Genomic DNA, 17,247 nt, shown 5'->3' with positions numbered 1-17,247 from the left:
CCTGGTGATCCACGGGTGTACTGACTGGTAGCTTCGATGCCCATGACACCGCTGCCGTTCGATCCGATCGCCCGCGCGGCCGAACTGTGGGACGACCGGGTGGGTTCGTCGACGTCGATGGCCGCCGTCACGAGCGTCATGCGGGTCCAGCAAATCATCCAGTCCGCCGTGGACGCAGCCCTCAAACCGCACGGACTCACGTTCGCGCGCTACGAGGCGTTGGTGCTCCTCTACTTCTCCCGCAAGGGCGCGCTGCCGATGCGGGTCATGGGCGAACGCCTCCAGCTGCACCCGACGAGCGTGACGAACATCGTCGACCGGCTGGAGAGCGACGGCCTCGTGCGCCGCACGCCGCACCCGACGGACCGCCGCACGACGCTGGTCGAGATCACCGACGCCGGGTTGCAGCGGCGTGAGAGCGCGACCGCGGCCGTGGTCGACGTGAACCTCGGGCTCAAGGGCCTCACGGACCGGCAGACCGAGCAGCTCACCGACCTGCTCGCGAAGGTGCGCCGGGCGAGCGGCGACTTCGAGGATTAAATCGGTTGGGCGGTCAGGCCGGTCTGTGGCCTGATGGACCCATGATCTGGGATCGGCCGGACCGTTCGGCAGTCGCGCTCGTCACCACCCCGAGCGGCTTCACCGGACGCACCAGAGCGTTCCCGGTCGAGACGCCCAACTGGAACCACGTCGAACCGGTCAACACCGCCCTGTACGCGTTGCTGGGCGTGGAGACGAGCGTGCTGCGGCTGGTGCAGGCCGAGGGCGGCAAGGTGCCGTTCGGCGGGGTCGTCACCTATCACGTCGAGGCGCACGAGGAGCCTGACCACGGCCTTCTCGAACCCGCCGAAGCACCCGAACCGGAAGCCGAGCACCGCGCGTCGTGGGCACGGCTCGGCGGACCGCGCGAACTGGTGGCGTGGGCCGACACCGTGATCACCCGCACCGGCCCGGCGGTCCAGGGCCGGACCTGGAACCTGTCCAGCGTGCACCAGCTGCCGACCGCGAACGGGCCGGTGTGGCTCAAGGCCGTGCCGCCGTTCTTCGCGGACGAGGGCGAGGTGATCAGGACGGTCGCCGCCCACGACCCGACGCTCGTGCCCGAGGTGCTCGCGAGCGGGCCGAACCGGGTGCTGCTGAGTCACGTCGAGGGCGGCAACTGCTGGAAGGTCACCGCCGAGCAGGTCGAACTCGTCCTGCCGCGCTGGGTCGCCGTCCAGCACGCGCTGGCGGGCGAACCGCGACTCAAGCCGTCCGCCGCGCCGATGCCGTCGTTCGGTCTGCCCGACACGCTCGTGCACGGCGACTTCCACCCCGGCAACTGGCGCACCAGCGGTGTGGTCATCGACTGGTCCGACGCCGTCTGGGGCCACCCGTCGTTCGACGTGTGCCGGCTCATGGAGGTCGCCGCGCCCGAACTGCACGACCTGATCCGTCGCGTGTGGAGCGAGGCGTGGCTGAAGCACCGCCCGGACAGCGATCCGTGGGCCGCGCTGGAGATCGCGCCGCGCGCGTCCCGGCTGCACAACGCCGTGCGGTACCAGCAGTTCCTCGACAACATCGAGGAGTCCGAGCGGATCTACCACGAGGGCGACCCGCAGGTCGAGCTGCGCGAGGTGCTGAAGCTGGTGCAGGGGTGAGCGAGCGGTCGTTCATCGCCCTGGTCAGCACGCCGAGCGGGTTCGCGGGGCGCACGGACGTGATCGAGGTCGGGTCGCGCTGGTGGCCCGACACCGAGCCCGTCAACGAGGCCCTGGAACGCCTGCTGGGCGTCGAGACCGACGTGCTCCGCATCGTCTCCGTCGAGGGCGGGACGGCACCCGGCGGCGGCCTGGTCACCTACCACGTCGAGACGCGCGGCGAGCCCGACCGCACCCATCTCGAACCCGCCGACGAGCCCGCCGCAGACGCGCCGCACCGGTTGCCGTGGGCCCGCCTCGGCGGTCCGGCCGAGCTGCTGACCTGGGCCGACGCCCACGTCGACCGCACAGGGCCCGCCGTGCAGGTGAAGTCGTGGAACCTGTCGAGCGTGCACCGCCTGCCCACCGCGAACGGACCGGCGTGGCTCAAGGCCGTCCCGCCGTTCTTCGCGAACGAGGGCGAGGTGATCGCGATGGTCGCCGCCCACGACCCCGGCCTGGTGCCCGAGGTGCTCGCCGCGGCGCCGTTGCGCGTCCTGCTCGGCCAGGCGGACGGCGCGGCCTGCTGGGACACCAAGCCCGAGCACGTCGAGGAGATCGTGCCGCGCTGGGTCGCCGTGCAGAACGCGCTCGCGGGTGAGCCCCGAGTGCGCCGGTGCCCGGTGCCGATGCCGGACTTCGGTCTGCCGGACACGTTGGTGCACGGCGACTTCCACCCCGGCAACTGGTTCGACAGCGGCGTGGTGATCGACTGGTCCGACGTCGTGTGGGGCCACCCGGCGCTGGACGCGGGCCGGCTCATCGAGTTCTGCCGTCCCGAACTCGGCGACCTGATCAGGCAGGTGTGGAGCGAGGCGTGGCTGAAGCACCGGCCGGACAGCCGTCCGCTCGAAGCCCTCGACACCGCCCGCCGGGCCGCGCACCTGCTGCTCGCCGTGCAGTACCAGCAGTTCCTCGACAACATCGAGGAGTCCGAGCGGATCTACCACGAGGGCGATCCGGCGACCGAGCTCCGCAAGGCGCTGCGGCTCGCATGACGGACCGGACGTTCATCGCCCTGGTCAGCGCACCCGGCGGGTTCGCGGGCCGCACCGGCGTCCTGCCCGTCCCGACGCTCGACTGGTACCACGTGGAGCCGGTCAACGAGGCCCTCGAAGCACTCCTGGGCGTGCCGACGCACGTCCTGCGGCTGATCAGCGCGGTCGGCGGTGACACCCCGCGCGGAGGCCTGGTCACCTACCACGTCGAAGCGCTCGGCGAACCGGACCGCACGAAGCTGAGCCCGGCCGAAGAACCCTCGCACGAAGCCGAGTTCCGGCTCCCGTACGCGAAACTCGGCGGGCCCGCCGAGCTCGTCGCGTGGGCCGACGGGCACGTCGACCGCACCGGGCCGTCGGTCCAGGTCCGCACCTGGAACCTCTCGACCGTGCACCGGCTGCCCACCACGCACGGGCCGGTGTGGCTCAAGGCCGTCCCGCCGTTCTGCGCCGACGAGGGCGCGGTGATCAGGATGGTGGCGGCGCAGGACCCCGACCTGGTCCCGCAGGTGATCGCCCGGGCACCGCAACGGATCCTGCTGGGCGACGAACCTGGCGACAACTGCTGGAACGTCACGCCCGCCGACATCAGGGCGGTCGTGCCGCGCTGGGTCGCCGTCCAGCACGCGCTGGCGGGCCCGCCGCGGATCCGTCCGACCGCCGTGCCGATGCCGGACTTCGGGCTGCCGGACACGCTCACCCACGGCGACTTCCACCCCGGCAACTGGCGCACGACGGGCCGGATCATCGACTGGTCCGACGCCGTCTGGGGGCACCCCGCGCTCGACGCGTGCCGGGTGATGGAGTTCAGCGCGCCCGAACACCACGACCTGATCAGGCGGGTGTGGAGCGAGGCGTGGCTGGCGCACCGCCCGGACGCGCGCCCGCTCGAAGCCCTCGACGTCGCCCGCCGGGCCTCACACCTGCACAACGCGGTGAAGTACCAGCAGTTCCTGGACAACGTCGAGGAGTCCGAGCGGATCTACCACGCGGGCGACCCCGAAGGGGAGCTCAGAGCTGCTCTGCGGCCGGCTCGGTGAGGCGGCCGGTCTTCGACGCCCAGCGCTCGAACAGGATGGTGCCGAACGGCGGGATGCTCGCGAGCAGCGCGAGGATCGTCGTGCGCGCGTCCCACTTGAGCGGCGCGACGGCCATCAGCGTCACCAGCACGTAGCCCACGAAGATGATGCCGTGGATCGGGCCGAAGACCTTCACGCCGATCTCGTTCTGCACGACGACGTACTTGAAGAACATCCCGAGCAGCAGCCCGGCCCAGGACAGGGCCTCGGCCAGGGCGAGGATGCGGAACCGTCCGACCACGCTGGAGAACGTCATGGCTCCCCATCATGAACCGTGACGGGGAGCACACGACCACCGGGTCTGTCCTGGTATGTCCTATTCCTCCCACTTGAAGACGCGGGAGGCGATGAACCCGACCACCAGCGAGAAGCCCACCAAGATCGCCGACGGGACCACCAGGGCCTCGATCCCCTTGCCGCGCACCAGCACGTCGAGCATGCCGTCGTTCATGTGCCGCAACGGGAAGATCTTCGAGACGGTCTGCAACCACACGGGCGCCTGGTCGACGGGGAAGAACGTGCCGGACAGGAACGCCATCGGCAGCACCACGATGTTCGCCGCCGCCGACGCCGCCTCCTCGGTCTTGGCGAACGCGCCGACCAGCATGCCGAGCGCGAAGAACGCGATGGTTCCCAGCAGCAGCAACGGAATCGCGAGCCACCACTGCCCGGACAACTGCAACCCGAACACCGGCAGCGACGCGATGCCGACGAAGGTCGCGCCCTGCACCAGCGCGACGCCCGCGCTGACCAGGATTCGGGACGACAGCACGGAAGTGGTCGACACCGGGGCCAGCCGGATGCGCCGCAGCACCTGCTTGCGGCGCCACGACACGAGAGTCAGCGCCGAACCGAAGACCGCCGACACCGCCACACCCCACGACAGGATGCCCGGCGTCAGGTACTGGATCGGCTTGAGCGAGGCGTCCTCGACCTTCTCCGCGACGAACGTGAACGTCGGCGGCTGCCCGGTCGCGGCGAGGTTCGCCTTGTCCACGAAGCCGTTGACGATCCCGACGACGGTGGCGGACTTGACCTGGTCGCTCTGCGCGAACCGGACGTCGAGCTGCTGCCCCTTGATGATCAGCGCGGCGGGCAGGTCGCCGTCCTTCACCTTCTGCACGGCGGCGGCCTCGTCGTTGAACGACTCCAGCTCCAGCGCGCCGCTCTCGCGCAGCGCGGACACGATCGGGCCGTCCCCGACCAGCGCGATCTTCGTCTTGTCGGCGCCGACGTCGCGCAGGATCAGGCCGAAGATCACCAGGAACATGAGCGGGAAGAGGAACGTGAAGAACAGGGTCACCTTGTCGCGGACGAAACCCTTGAGCATCGCCACCGAGAGCGTCTTGAACGCGGTCATGCGAAGTCCTCCGAAGACACCCATCCTTCAAGGCGGGCAGGAAGTGGACTCCTGCGAAGCAGGAACAACGGGTTGGTACCTAGTGAACGGTGAACGATCAGGTGAAGCGGGCGTTCCGATACCGCTTCTATCCGAGCGAGGCGCAGGCGGTGGAGCTGTCGCGCACGTTCGGGTGTGTCCGCAAGGTGTACAACCTCGCGTTGCAGGCACGCACCGAAGCGTGGGCTCAGAGCGGGGAACGGATTGGGTACGCGGCCACTTCGACGTTGCTGACCACGTGGAAGCGCACCGAGGAGCTGGCGTTTCTGTGTGAGGTGTCGTCGGTGCCGCTGCAGCAGTCGTTGCGGCATCTGCAAACCGGGTTCACGAACTTCTTCGCCAAGCGTGCGCGGTATCCGCGGTTCAAGTCGCGGAAGAAGTCGCGCTCCAGCGCTGAGTACACGCGGTCGGCGTTCCGCTGGCGTGACGGCAGGTTGACGTTGGCAAAGATGGCCGAGCCGCTGGACATTCGATGGTCGCGCCCTCTGCCCGACGAGGCAACGCCGTCGACGGTGACCGTGTCGCGGGACTCGGCGGGACGCTGGTTCGTATCTCTTCTGTGCGAGGACCCCGGTGTTACGCCGTTGCCCGCCAGAGATTCGGCGGTCGGGATAGATGTCGGCCTCGATCACCTCCTGGTGCTCTCGACCGGAGAGAAGATCGGCAATCCCCGGCACGAGCGCCGGGATCGGACTGCGCTGGCGCGAGCGCAGCGGGCGTTGTGTCGCAAGCAAAAAGGCAGCAGCAACCGGGCCAAGGCCCGTATCAAGGTAGCGCGTGTGCACGCCAGGATCACCGACCGGCGCACCGACCACCTGCACAAGATCACTACTCGGCTCGTGCGTGACACCCAAACGCTCGTCATCGAGGATCTCGCGGTGTCGAACTTGGCCCGCAACCACCGCTTGGCCCGAGCGATCAACGACGCGGGCTGGCGGCAGTTCCGACAGCAACTGGAGTACAAAGCGCGGTGGTACGGACGGGACGTGATCGTCGTGAATCGCTGGTTCCCGTCGTCGAAGCTGTGCTCCGTCTGCGGCACACTCGCCGCAGCGATGCCGTTGCACCTGCGTGTGTGGACGTGTGGCTGCGGCACGACCCATGATCGGGACGTGAACGCGGCACGCAACATCCTGGCCGCCGGGCTGGCGGTGACGGTCTGTGGAACCGGTGTAAGACCTCAACGGAACACTCCGGGAGGGCAGTCGGTGACGAAGCAGAAACCCCTGCGGTGCGAGCCGCAGGAATCCCTTCTTCGTGAAGGAATGGAAGTCAAGCTCGGTACTCCCGACCGGTCAGGTTGAGGAAAACGTCTTCGAGGGTGGCCGTGCGCACCTGCAGGCCGTCGAGCGCGCCGCGTTCGGCCAGCGCCGACAGCACGGGAGCGGGGCTGCGCGTGGAGATCGTCAGCGACACCTCGTCCTCACGGGCCTCGTCCACGCCGGCGAGCGCCTCAGCGTCCACAACGGACAGAACGCCCTTCTGCAACGTCACGTGCGTCGGCGCGTCGAGACCGCGCACCAGCACGGCGGGCGCGTCCAAGGCGAGGATCTTGCCGGTGTCCATGATGGCCACCCGGTCGCAGAGGATCTCGGCCTCGTCCAGGTAGTGCGTGGTGTAGACGATGGTCTTGCCGCGTTCCTGGATCGCGCGCAGCACGTCCCAGAGGTTGCGGCGGGCCTGCGGGTCGAGCGCCGCGGTCGGTTCGTCGAGGAACACGATGTCCGGGTCGTGCACGAGCGCGCACGCGATCGAAAGCCGTTGGCGCTGCCCGCCGGAGAGCTTGTTCTCCTGCTCGTTCGCCTTGTCCGCGAGGCCGACGAGTTCCAGCATGTCCGCGGCCGTCCCGGCGCTCACGCCGTAGAGCGCGCCGAACGTCTGAAGCTGCTCCTTCGCGGTGAGCTTCTCGAAGAACGACGACGCCTGGAGCTGAACCCCGATGCGCGGCAACAACTTCACGTTGCGCGGCCAGGGGCTCTCACCCAGCAGCCGCACCTCGCCGCTGTCCGGCTCGCGCAGTCCCTCGACGATCTCCAGCGTGGTGGTCTTGCCGGCACCGTTCGGCCCCAGGATGCCGAAGAACTCCCCCTCGGCCACGGTGAACGAGACGCCGTCCACCGCTTTCAGCTCGCCGTAGCTCTTGCGGACGTCCCGCACGACGACCGCCGACCGTTCCTCCGTCATGGGCGGAACGGTAAGTCAGCGTCAGGAGGTTCGCGTCGCGAAACGACCAAAGTCGCAGCGAAGTCGAGACGAACGAATTCAGCCGCCTGCAACCAGCAACGGGCATGCGGTGTAGACGTCGTTCAACCTGCGTAGCGCGGCGGAGAACTGCTCGAACCGCGCCCTAGGCACGGCCGCCCGCACGTCGCTGATCACCTGCCACAGGAAGCGGTGCTCCTCGGTCTCGACGACCGGCAGCGGCGAACCCTCCGGCACGTCCGCGGCGAACGCGAGCGCCACCGCGGCGGCCCGCAGGCACGCGGTCGCGAGCGTCACGCAGTCCTCGACCAGGGTGCGGTCGTCCTCCGCGCGCACGACGCCGCTGACGGCGAACCGGACGGCCTGCATCAGCGCGAGGTAGAGGCGCTGGCCTGCCTGGATGCGTTCGAGCGGCAGGCTCTCGGTGCCGCAGCCGGGAGGCATGACGGTCATGCCGACCTGCGGCCGGCGCAGCACGTGGTCGAACAGGGCGGTCGGGGCCCAGAGCAGGGTGCGCCAGGAGTCCTCGGTGATCGAGGTGCGCATGCGCGCGGCGTTCTCGAGCACGTCGAGGTAGGCGATCAGGACGCCGGAGAGGAAGATCCCGCCGCGGTCGCCGCCCACCCGGACGACGCCGAAGCGTTCGTCGAGGTCACGTTCCTGCACGCGGTAGCCGGGCGTCCACTCGATGACGCCGCTGCTCGCGAGCACGACGCGGGCCAGTCGCTGGTGCACGGGCGACGCCGAAAGCACCGTGTCGTCCAGGCCCATCTGGACGAGCATGGACGCGGCGTGCTGCAGCGACTCGCGCCGCTGGGGCACGAGGTCGGGGTGCAGCATGCGGAACGGTTCCACGTCGCCCCCTCCCCTTGTCCGGTGTTGTACTCACCATGAACGGCAGGGGGCGGGAAGTCATCCGGATGAACCGCAGCGTTACGTCTCAGTTGGACGTGGCGTGCGCCTCAGTGCGTTTGGGCCCACGCCTTGAGTTGCGCGCGAGTCGAAAGATTCAACGTCGTCTTCACGTTGTGCACGTGGGATTCCACGGTGCGGTGCGAGATGCCGAGCTTGGCCGCGACCTGCGCGTTCGTCATTCCCAGGGCCACGAGTTCGACCACCGTGCGCTGCCGGTCGCTCAGCACCGGGTCCTGCACGATCTCCTTGTCCAGGGCGGTTTCCAGGACGTGCCGTACGTCCATCGCCTCACCCGAGTTGAACGCTCGTCCAATCGCGGCGGGCGACAGGTTTTCCCGCGCGACGTCCAGTGCGGCGGCCATCTTCCGCTGCCACCACGGTTCCGCCGCGACGACCCACGCCGCCCGCATCTGTCGGCAGGCAGCCAGAAGCCGCACGCCGAGCTCGTGCCGCCCGGACGCCATCGCGACCAGGCCGCGTCCCTCGATCGAGTCCAGCAACGCCCTCGGCGTGTCCGCCGTCATGCGCGCGCCCTCGGCGAACCACGCTCCCGCCGTGGCCAGGTCGCCGCGTTCCAGGGCGATGGCACCGGCCGTGTGCACCACTCGTGCCACGACGTCGGGCCGCGCATGGGATCTGAGCACCGGCAACGCGCTGTCGACCAGTGCCGCGGCACCCTCGGCGTCGCCCTGGATCAGCAGCTGCCAGCCCAGGTTCTGGCTGGAGACGGCGACGCTGACGTCGTTGCCGTTGCGCACGCCGTGCTGGATCGATTGGCGCAGCGCGCTTGCGGCGTTCGTCAGATCCCCCAACCCGTCGTGAGCGTTCGCCAGCGTCCGGTACAGGCGGCACATGATCACGTCCTGCCCGCCGGCCACCGCCGCCGCGACCGCCTCCCGCGCGAGCACGAGCGCCTCCTCGTGCTGCTCCTCGTAGCCCGCCAACCAAGACGCGTACTCCAGCGCGAGGATGCGGTAGCGCGCGTCGGCGGGCGTGGAGTCCAGCACCTGTCTCAGCACGGCGCCGGCCTGCGCGAAGTAGCCGCGGTCCAGGCACACCCTGAGCAGCATCGTGGCGAGCATCAGGCGCCGGTCGTCGTCCGGTGCGACCAGATGGGCGAACGCGTACGCCACGTTGTCGTACTCCTGGTGCTGCGCCTGCACCTGCTCCGGCCGCAGGATCGACGACGTGACACCGGGTTCGCCCTTTTCACAGAGCCAGGCGAGGATGCGTTCGGCGGTGGTGTGGTGCTCGCCGTGCTCCTTCAGCCGTTCCTCGGCGTAGAGGCGAACGGACTCGAGCATCCGGAACCGCCCGTCGAGCTCGCGCACCACCAGCGACTTCGCCTGCAACGCCGTGAGCAGCCCGATCACCGGTGCGCCGTGCACGACCTGCGCGATGTCGAGCCCGAACCCGCCGGGGAGCAGCGCGAGTCTTCGGAACAGCTCCTGCTCGCCCGTGGTCAGCAGGTCGTGACTCCAGGCGATGGCGGCGCGCAGGCTCTGGTGGCGTTGCGTGGTGTCCGCGTCGCTGAGCAGGTCGAGCCGCTGGTCGAGGCGGTCCGCGAGCTCGTCCAGCGGCACCTCGCGGCTCATTCGCGCGGCCAGTTCGACGGCCAGCGGCACACCGTCCAGCCGTGCGCAGACGGCCGCGACGGCCTCTTCGTCCCCCTTCGCGCCGGCGCGTTCGGCGAACAGCTTCGTCGCGTCCGCGGCCATGCCGTGCAGCGGGTAGACGACCTCACCGACGGCCCTGAGCGCTTCCCTGCTGGTCGCGAGGATCTGCACGTTCTTGCACCGGGCGAGGACCTCGTCCACGACCTCGCAGCACGCCTCGACGAGGTGCTCGCAGTTGTCGACGAGCAGCAGGATCCGCCGGTGCGCGAGCTCCTGGAACAACGTCGTGCTGAGGGAGACACCCGCGTGTTGATACGCCCCAACGGCTTCCGCGAAGGCCTGCACGACCTGCTCGGGCCTGCTCAACCGCCCCAACTCGACCGTCCGCACCTCGGCCCGCCGGGCCCGGCGGGCGAGCTCGGCCGCGAGCCGCGTCTTCCCCACCCCGGCCGACCCGACGAGCGTGAGCAGCCTGTGCTTGCGCAGCAACGGAAGGAGCTCGCCCAACTCCCGATCCCTGCCGACGAACACGTCGTCGTAGGCGGGCAGCTCAGCGACCACAATGGACGTACCGGCCGAACGCTGCCGATACGCACGCTGACGGCACGCGTTCGAGCAGTAGCGGGCTCGCGACGGCAGCGGCGCGAAACCCGTGCCACAGCTCGCGCAGATCCCCATCGGACGAGCGTACGACCGTTCCGGCGTCTCAGTTGGAAAGTGTGTGAAGGTCAACCTCGAGGGTGGTGCCCGCCTGAAGCTCCGCGACCTCGATCCTGTCCTTGCTCCTGGACCGCCAGCCGCTGCTGATCCGCTGCACCACCTGCGTCACTTCGGTGTCGGCCTGCTCGGCCTTGATGACGACGTCCTTGCCGTTCTCCAGGTGGATCACGGCTTTCGTGAACCGCGGCGCGTGCGGCACGAACTCTCCCGTGCCCGGCACCGCCGGATACATGCCGAGCGCGCTGAACACGTACCAGGCGGACATGGTGCCGAGGTCGTCGTTGCCCGTGACGCCCGCCGGCCCGTTGACGAACAACGTCTGCGCTGCCCGAACGACCACCGAAGTCTTCTCGGGCCTGCCGATGAGCGCGTACATCCACGGCGCATGCAGGTCCGGCTCGTTGTTCGGGTTGTATCGGAACTGGTTGTAGTAGTCGTACGGCCCGACGACCCACTTTTCCCGCACCGTGCGCTTCGGGTCTGTCAGCAGGTCCTGGTAGGCGAAGAAGTCGTCCAGCCGCGCCTCGGCCTGCGCCCTGCCGCCCACCGCCGTGATCAGTCCGTCGATGTCGTGCTGGCAGAGCCACTGGTACTGCCAGGCCGTGCCCTCGTGGAACCCGTCCGGCCCCTGCGGCGTGAACGGCGTGAGCCACGACCCGTTCTGCAGCTTCGGTCGCGGAAACCCGGTGAACCCCCGGTCCGTGACGCTGTTGTCCCACAGCGCGCGGTGGTTGAGGCCGCGTTTTTTGAAGCGTTCCGCGTCTTCTCGGTGGCCGAGCGCCTCGGCCATGATCGCCAGCGTCGCGTCCGCCAGCGCGTACTCGAGGGTGGCCGACGCGCCGTGGTGCGGGTCGGTGTCCTGCCCCTTCTTCGGGAACCGCTTGTCGTACTGGACGAATCCCTTGGCGAGGTACGTGGGATTGCCGGACCTGCCCTGGAATCTGCTTGCTTCCGGCGGAATGCCGTCTGCATTGTGCTTCAGCGCCTGGTACGCCTGTTCTTCCAGGCCCTGGAGGTGTCCGAAGCGCCAGAGGTCGACCAGGAACGGCGTGACCGGGTCGCCGGTCATGCAGTTGGTCTCCTGGTTGGCGTAGGCCCAGCGCGGCAGCCACCCGCCCTGCTCGTGGATGGCGAGAACGCTGCGCGCGATGTCCTTGCTGCGCTGGGTGCGGATCAGCGCCAGGAGTTGGTTGTGCGCGCGGTAGGTGTCCCACAGCGAGTAGTACTCGTAGTAGGTCCAGCCGTCCGTTTTGTGGATCTGGTTGTCGAACCCCCGGTACCGGCCGTCCACGTCGCTGCCGGTCAGGGGTTGGAGCAGCACGTGGTAGAGGGCGGTGTAGAAGACCGCGCGCTCGTCCCAGTCGTCCGTCTCGATCTCGATGCAGCTCAGCTCTTCGCGCCACCGGTCCTGAGCTTCGTTGCGGAGGTCGTCGAAGGTCTTGCCTCGCGTTTCCTGGTCGAGGTTGTTCAGCGCGCCCTGTTCGTCCACTTGGGAGAGTGCGGTGGTGGCGGTGATCTGACCCGGCTCGAACGTCGCCCAGGCTCCCCTGAGGCCGGCGCCTCCGGCGGATTCTCGTTGGCCCGGCTTTGGTCCTGTCGGACCCCAGGTGCCGAACTGGGTTATCGGGCGGTCGAACCTCGTTGCGAAGTAGGTGATGTAAGGGCGGCCGCCGCAGAACGCCTGCGTTTCCACGGTTCCCGTGATGGTGCGGTCGTCGAGGATCTTGACGGAGCTGGCGCTGACCGGTTCCTTGTCGTTGGCCTGGCCCACGTTGATGAGGAGGGTTGGCCTTGTGGTCGCCGGGAACGTGTAGCGCTCCACGCCTGTTCTGGTGGTGGCGGTGCACTCGACGGTGATGTCGCGGTCCAGCTTCACCTTGTAGTAGCCGGGTTTGCCGACTTCTCCGTCGTGGGAGTAGGTGGTGGCGTACCGCTTGTGGTCGAAGGATTGCGGGAGGGCGGTGACCGGGAGGATGGACACCAGGCCGCCCTGTTCCCAGCAGCCCGCGCCGGACAGGAAGAAGTGGCCGAAGCCGCGGATCTGCTGGTCGTCGTAGCGGTAGCCGGCGTAGTGCGAGCCTATGGGGCTGCTGTGGGCTTTGCCGAAGGGGAGGGACGCGCCTGGGAAGGTGTTGCCCTCGTCTTTGGTGCCGATGAAGGTGTTGACCGACTCGATGGGGTCCAGTGCGTCCACCTGGTCCAGGTTAGTTGGGATGGGTGGGTGACGAGGTGGTCCGGTTGGGTGGTTGCGTCACCTTTGGTGGTGGTCGCGCAGACCCATGACGAGCTTTGGTTGCGTCATCGCCGCTTCGCCATTGCGTGAGGCGGGTGTCGTCTTTCAGCCAAGAGCTAAGGACGCCTCGCCTGCGGCATTGCCGTTGGTTCTTGGGTGAACTCGGCTGCGCCATCGCGATGCTTGCGCTCTGTCGGCCTGGCCTTCGGCTTCGTTCTCCTCAAGCCATTGGTCACCTAGCTCTTGGCTACCGAACTCTCGGCTGCTTAGCGCTCTGTCGCCGCGCCTGACCTAGGGACCGGGCCGGGGTGCAACCGCCGCCGCATGCGCACCCCGGCCCGGGGGCCTTCGTACGGCAGCGGTTCCGACAACGCTGTCCGTCACCGGAAGACTGCGGAGCGCACACGGGCAAGGTCAAGAGGGGCGCGGGCTCTTGTCCAGTTCTGGACATGACGCAACGGAATGGCCGGGGTCTTTACCGGTCGGGAACTGTTGACATCGGCGTAAAGCCGGGGTGAGATACGGCCACTATGACAACGTTGTCCCCCAGCGGGCCCGTAGCCGGTCAGCGCAAGGTACGTCGCGCGACGATGAACGACGTCGCGCGGCTCGCGGGCGTGAGCATCAAGACCGTCTCGCGCGTGGTCAACGACGAGCCGGGTGTGCACCCGTCCACCGCCGAGCGCGTGCTCGCGGCCATCGACCAGCTCGGGTTCCGGCGGAACCTGAGTGCCCGCAACCTGCGCCGGGGGTCGTCCACCGGCACGATCGGGCTGGTGCTGGAGGACGTCGGCAACCCGTTCTACTCCGGTGTGACGCGTGCTGTCGAGGAAATCGCCCGACTGCGCGGCAGACAGGTGATCTCCGGGTCGTCTGACGAGGATCCGGGCAGGGAGCGGGAGCTCGCGCTCGAGTTCTGCAGCAGGCGAGTCGACGGGTTGTTGATCGTGCCCGCCGGGTTGCAGCACAGCTACCTGGTGCCCGAGATGCGGGCCGGGACGCCGGTGGTGTTCCTGGACCGGCCCGCCGGCGATGTCGTGGCCGACACGGTGCTGGTGGACAACATCGGCGGGACCGTCGAGGCGGTCACGCACCTTGCCGCGCACGGGCATCGGCGCATCGCGTTTCTCGGGGACGCGCCGGACATCTTCACCGCCAACGAGCGGTTGCGCGGGTATCGCGAAGGGTGTGTGCGGGCCGGGATCGGGTACCACGAGGAGCTCGTGGCGATGGGGCCGCACGACGAGAGCAGCGTCGCGACCACCCTGCAAAGACTCCAGAGCATTCGTGAGCCCGCCACGGCGATCGTGGCCGGCAACAACCGCATCACCGTGCACATCCTGCGGACGCTCGCCGGAACGACCGAACGGCCCGCACTCGTGGGATTCGACGACTTCGAGCTCGCTGACCTGTTGTCGCCGCCGGTGACCGTGATCGCGCACGACGCGAGCGCGCTCGGCAAGGCGGCCACCGATTTGTTGTTCGCCCGACTGGACGGCGACAACTCACCACCGCGCCGCGTCGTGCTGCCGGTGCGCTTGGTGCCACGAGGATCCGGGGAGGTCCACGCGTGAGTTCTGGTGTTCTCCACCAGCCTGTCAGCTTGCCCGCCAACCAGCCGAAGCAGTTCTACCGCGGCGGTGAGGCGATCGCCGCGCTGCGCGGCGGGACGAGTGGCGACTTCGGACCCGAGGACTGGGTGGCGTCCACGACGACGCTCTACGGGCGCAGCGATGCCGGGTTGACAACGTTGCCAAACGGCATGTTGTTGCGGGACGCGGTCAAGGCGGACCCGACCGGGTGGCTCGGCGAGGAGCACGCGGCCAAGTTCGGCGGCGACACGGCGTTGCTCGTGAAGCTGCTCGACGCCGGGCAGCGCCTGCCGGTGCACTGCCACCCGTCGAACGCCTTCGCGGCGTCGCACCTGAACTGCCGCCACGGCAAGACGGAGGCGTGGATCGTCGTCGGCACGACGGGGCCGGACCCGACCGTCTACATCGGATTCCGCGACGACGTGCCCGCGGCGACGGTGGCCGAGTGGGTCGCGAACCAGAACACGAGGGCGATGCTCGACGCGCTGAACCCGGTGTGCGTCCGGCCCGGTGACACGGTGTTCGTGCCCGCCGGGGTGCCGCACGCGATCGGCGAGGGCGTGTTCATCGTCGAACTCCAGCAGCCCACCGACTTCTCGGTGACGCTGGAGTGGGAGGGCTTCCTCGCCAACGCCGACATCGGTCACCTCGGTCTCGGCTACGACGTCGCTCTGGACTGCGTGGACCGCCAGGGCTGGAGCGGCAAGCTCGAGGAGCTGGTGCGCCAGACCTCCGAGAAGTGGGCGCCGTCGGTCGATCTGCTCGGCCCCGACGCCAACCCGTTCTTCCAGGCCGACCGCCTGCACGTCGAGGGCTCCTTCGCGTTGGAGCCGTCGTTCGCCGTGCTGGTCGTGCTGGAGGGTTCGGGCAAGCTCGGAGAGCTGGAAGTGCACAAGGGCAGCACAGTGGTCGTGCCGCACGCGGCCGGCGAACTAGGACTGTCCGGTGACCTGGTGGCGATCCGCTGCCGTCCGCCTGTTCTGTCCGATGTGGAGGATGTGACGCCATGAGCCAGCCGTTGCTGGAGGCTCGTGATCTCACGAAGAACTACGGCACCGTGGAAGCTCTCCGCGGTGCCTCGTTCACCGCCTACCCAGGCGAGGTCGTGTCGCTGATCGGCGACAACGGCGCGGGCAAGTCCACCCTGGTGAAGTGCCTGTCCGGGGTGGAGCAGCCGACCAGCGGCACGCTGATGTTCGACGGCGAGCCGCTGATCCTGAACTCCCCCAACGACGCCCGCGGCCTGGGCATCGAGACGGTGTTCCAGGACCTCGCGGTCGCGCCGGACCTCGACCCGGCCGCGAACATGTTCCTGGGCCGGGAGATCCTCAAGCCCGGCGTGCTGGGTTTCTTCGGCGTGCTCGACAAGAAGGCCATGCGCAAGCAGGCCACCGAGCACTTCACCCGGTTCGGCGCGACGCTGCAGAGCATCGACGTGCCGATCGCGGCGCTGTCCGGTGGTCAGCGCCAGTCCGTCGCGGTCGCGCGGTCGGTGGCGTGGGCGTCGAAGCTCGTGTTCATGGACGAGCCGACGGCCGCGCTCGGCGTGGTGCAGCGGGAACGCGTGCTGGACGTGATCAAGCGCGTCCGCGACGAGGGCATCGCCGTCGTGCTGATCTCGCACAACATGCCCGAGGTGCTCTCGGTCTCCGACCGCGTCGAGGTGCTGCGCCTCGGCCGTCGCGTGGCCCGCTTCAAGGCCTCCGACACCAGCGTCGAGGAACTCGTCGGCGCGATGACCGGCGCGCTGACCCAGGAGGACGCAGCGTAATGACCACCGACGAGAAGACAACGTTGTCAACTCCTTCGGACGAGCAGCGCACGCCGTTGCTCAAGCGGCTGACCGGCGCGAACACGCTCTGGATCGGCCTGGTGCTGCTGGTCCTCGTCGCCACGTTCGGTGCGATCCGCCCGGACGCGATCTTCCAGGTGACGACGCTGCAGTTCCTGCTGGCGGAGACCGCGGTGCTGCTCGTGCTGTCGGTCGGCATGACGTTCGTGATCATCACGTCCGGCATCGACCTGTCCGTCGGCTCGGTGCTCGTGTTCGCGAGTGTGTCGAGTGCGCTCGCGATGAACTCCGTCTCCGGCGGTGACGCGACCAACGCGGGCTGGGGCGTGATCGGGTTCGGTCTGGTCGTCGCGCTCGTCAGCGGCGCCGTCTGGGGCCTGCTGAACGGCCTGCTGATCTCGCGGGCGAAGATCCCGCCGCTGATCGTCACGCTGGGCTCGTTCGGTGCGGCGCAGGGCGCGGCCCTGTTGCTGAACAACGGTTCCAACGTGTCCGGCATCCCGGACAAGCTGAACCGCACCTTCGGTTCCGGCACGTACCTCGGCATCCCGAACATCGTGATCGTGGCCGCGGTCGTCACGGCACTCGGCGCGTTGTTGTTGTCCACCACGCGATTCGGCCGCTACACGTACGCGGTCGGGTCGAACGAGGAGGCGGCGCGGCGCGTCGGCATCTCCGTGCGCGGTCACCTGACGAAGGTGTACCTGCTCGCCGGCACCCTCGCGGGGCTCGCGGGCTTCATGGGCAACGCGTTCTTCCGCGTCGCGGTCGTCACCGGCCACGAGACGGACAACCTGAACGCGATCGCCGCCGTCGTGCTGGGCGGTACCAGCATCTTCGGCGGCATGGGTTCGGTGCTGGGCACGGTCTTCGGCGTGTTCATCCCGGCGGTGTTGGAGAAGGGCCTCGTGATCATCGGGGTCAGGGAGTTCTGGCAGCCGATCGCCGTGGCGATCGTGCTGGTGGCCGCCGTGTGGCTGGACCAGACACGGCGTCGGGCGCGCAACCAACGTTAGGAAAGG

15 protein-coding genes are annotated in these 17,247 nt (G+C 68.7%); 9 read left to right on the top strand and 6 right to left on the bottom strand.

Going from position 1 to position 17,247, the window contains the following annotated elements; genetic code table 11:
• Positions 1 to 36 precede the first annotated feature (36 nt).
• The 4 genes from JNUCC0626_RS40885 to JNUCC0626_RS40870 are packed head-to-tail and all read left to right on the top strand — an operon-like array spanning position 37 to position 3,717.
• Entirely contained in the window at positions 37 to 540 is a 504-nt protein-coding gene (locus tag JNUCC0626_RS40885) for a MarR family winged helix-turn-helix transcriptional regulator (protein WP_394616007.1), read from the top strand.
• Positions 541 to 581: 41 nt separating this feature from the next.
• Positions 582 to 1,640 carry a phosphotransferase gene (locus JNUCC0626_RS40880; RefSeq protein ID WP_394616006.1) on the top strand — a complete coding sequence of 353 codons (1,059 nt, stop codon included), beginning with the start codon at positions 582 to 584 and terminating at the stop codon, positions 1,638 to 1,640.
• Entirely contained in the window at positions 1,637 to 2,677 is a 1,041-nt protein-coding gene (locus tag JNUCC0626_RS40875; protein WP_394616005.1) for a phosphotransferase family protein, read from the top strand. The genes JNUCC0626_RS40880 and JNUCC0626_RS40875 overlap by 4 nt, the downstream gene beginning before the upstream one ends.
• The gene (locus JNUCC0626_RS40870; protein ID WP_394616004.1) at positions 2,674 to 3,717 is read left to right on the top strand and encodes a phosphotransferase family protein; all 1,044 of its coding nucleotides are present in this window, start codon (positions 2,674 to 2,676) and stop codon (positions 3,715 to 3,717) included. Before JNUCC0626_RS40875 ends, JNUCC0626_RS40870 begins: the two co-directional genes overlap by 4 nt.
• Here JNUCC0626_RS40870 and JNUCC0626_RS40865 read toward each other — a convergent pair.
• The gene (locus JNUCC0626_RS40865; protein ID WP_382444061.1) at positions 3,689 to 4,012 is read right to left on the bottom strand and encodes a DUF3817 domain-containing protein; all 324 of its coding nucleotides are present in this window, start codon (positions 4,010 to 4,012) and stop codon (positions 3,689 to 3,691) included. The two genes, JNUCC0626_RS40870 and JNUCC0626_RS40865, sit on opposite strands and share 29 nt — an antisense overlap.
• A 60-nt stretch (positions 4,013 to 4,072) precedes the next feature.
• Positions 4,073 to 5,116, bottom strand: coding sequence for an ABC transporter permease (locus tag JNUCC0626_RS40860; protein ID WP_394616003.1), 1,044 nt, complete (start codon positions 5,114 to 5,116; stop codon positions 4,073 to 4,075).
• Positions 5,117 to 5,217: 101 nt separating this feature from the next.
• Here JNUCC0626_RS40860 and JNUCC0626_RS40855 point away from each other — a divergent pair, with 101 nt between their 5' ends.
• On the top strand, positions 5,218 to 6,459 hold the full coding sequence (locus JNUCC0626_RS40855) for an RNA-guided endonuclease InsQ/TnpB family protein (RefSeq protein WP_394616002.1): 1,242 nt from the start codon (positions 5,218 to 5,220) through the stop codon (positions 6,457 to 6,459).
• Here JNUCC0626_RS40855 and JNUCC0626_RS40850 read toward each other — a convergent pair.
• From JNUCC0626_RS40850 to JNUCC0626_RS40835, 4 genes are all read right to left on the bottom strand, one after another.
• Positions 6,428 to 7,339 (bottom strand): ABC transporter ATP-binding protein, encoded by a 912-nt coding sequence (locus JNUCC0626_RS40850; RefSeq protein ID WP_394616001.1) that lies wholly within the window; start codon positions 7,337 to 7,339, stop codon positions 6,428 to 6,430. The two genes, JNUCC0626_RS40855 and JNUCC0626_RS40850, sit on opposite strands and share 32 nt — an antisense overlap.
• A gap of 78 nt (positions 7,340 to 7,417) precedes the next feature.
• Positions 7,418 to 8,212: a hypothetical protein gene (locus tag JNUCC0626_RS40845; RefSeq protein WP_394616000.1), complete on the bottom strand. Its 795-nt coding sequence runs from the start codon at positions 8,210 to 8,212 to the stop codon at positions 7,418 to 7,420.
• Between the two features lie 107 nt (positions 8,213 to 8,319).
• Complete coding sequence (locus JNUCC0626_RS40840) at positions 8,320 to 10,566, bottom strand: helix-turn-helix transcriptional regulator (RefSeq protein ID WP_394615999.1); 2,247 nt, start codon at positions 10,564 to 10,566, stop codon at positions 8,320 to 8,322.
• A 28-nt stretch (positions 10,567 to 10,594) separates the two neighbouring features.
• Positions 10,595 to 12,802: a GH92 family glycosyl hydrolase gene (locus tag JNUCC0626_RS40835; RefSeq protein WP_394615998.1), complete on the bottom strand. Its 2,208-nt coding sequence runs from the start codon at positions 12,800 to 12,802 to the stop codon at positions 10,595 to 10,597.
• A 629-nt stretch (positions 12,803 to 13,431) separates the two neighbouring features.
• On the opposite strand from JNUCC0626_RS40835, the gene JNUCC0626_RS40830 reads away from it, so the two are divergent.
• The 4 genes from JNUCC0626_RS40830 to JNUCC0626_RS40815 are packed head-to-tail and all read left to right on the top strand — an operon-like array spanning position 13,432 to position 17,241.
• A complete protein-coding gene (locus JNUCC0626_RS40830) occupies positions 13,432 to 14,415 on the top strand; it encodes a LacI family DNA-binding transcriptional regulator (RefSeq protein ID WP_394615997.1) in 984 nt (327 codons plus the stop codon).
• Between the two features lie 29 nt (positions 14,416 to 14,444).
• Entirely contained in the window at positions 14,445 to 15,443 is a 999-nt protein-coding gene (locus tag JNUCC0626_RS40825) for a class I mannose-6-phosphate isomerase (protein WP_394615996.1), read from the top strand.
• Complete coding sequence (locus tag JNUCC0626_RS40820) at positions 15,440 to 16,204, top strand: ATP-binding cassette domain-containing protein (RefSeq protein WP_394615995.1); 765 nt, start codon at positions 15,440 to 15,442, stop codon at positions 16,202 to 16,204. The genes JNUCC0626_RS40825 and JNUCC0626_RS40820 overlap by 4 nt, the downstream gene beginning before the upstream one ends.
• On the top strand, positions 16,204 to 17,241 hold the full coding sequence (locus tag JNUCC0626_RS40815; protein WP_394615994.1) for an ABC transporter permease: 1,038 nt from the start codon (positions 16,204 to 16,206) through the stop codon (positions 17,239 to 17,241). Before JNUCC0626_RS40820 ends, JNUCC0626_RS40815 begins: the two co-directional genes overlap by 1 nt.
• Positions 17,242 to 17,247: the final 6 nt, after the last annotated feature.

This window comes from Lentzea sp. JNUCC 0626, from assembly GCF_043632865.1.
Taxonomy (GTDB): domain Bacteria; phylum Actinomycetota; class Actinomycetes; order Mycobacteriales; family Pseudonocardiaceae; genus Lentzea.
This window is presented reverse-complemented; position numbering and strand designations above follow the sequence as displayed.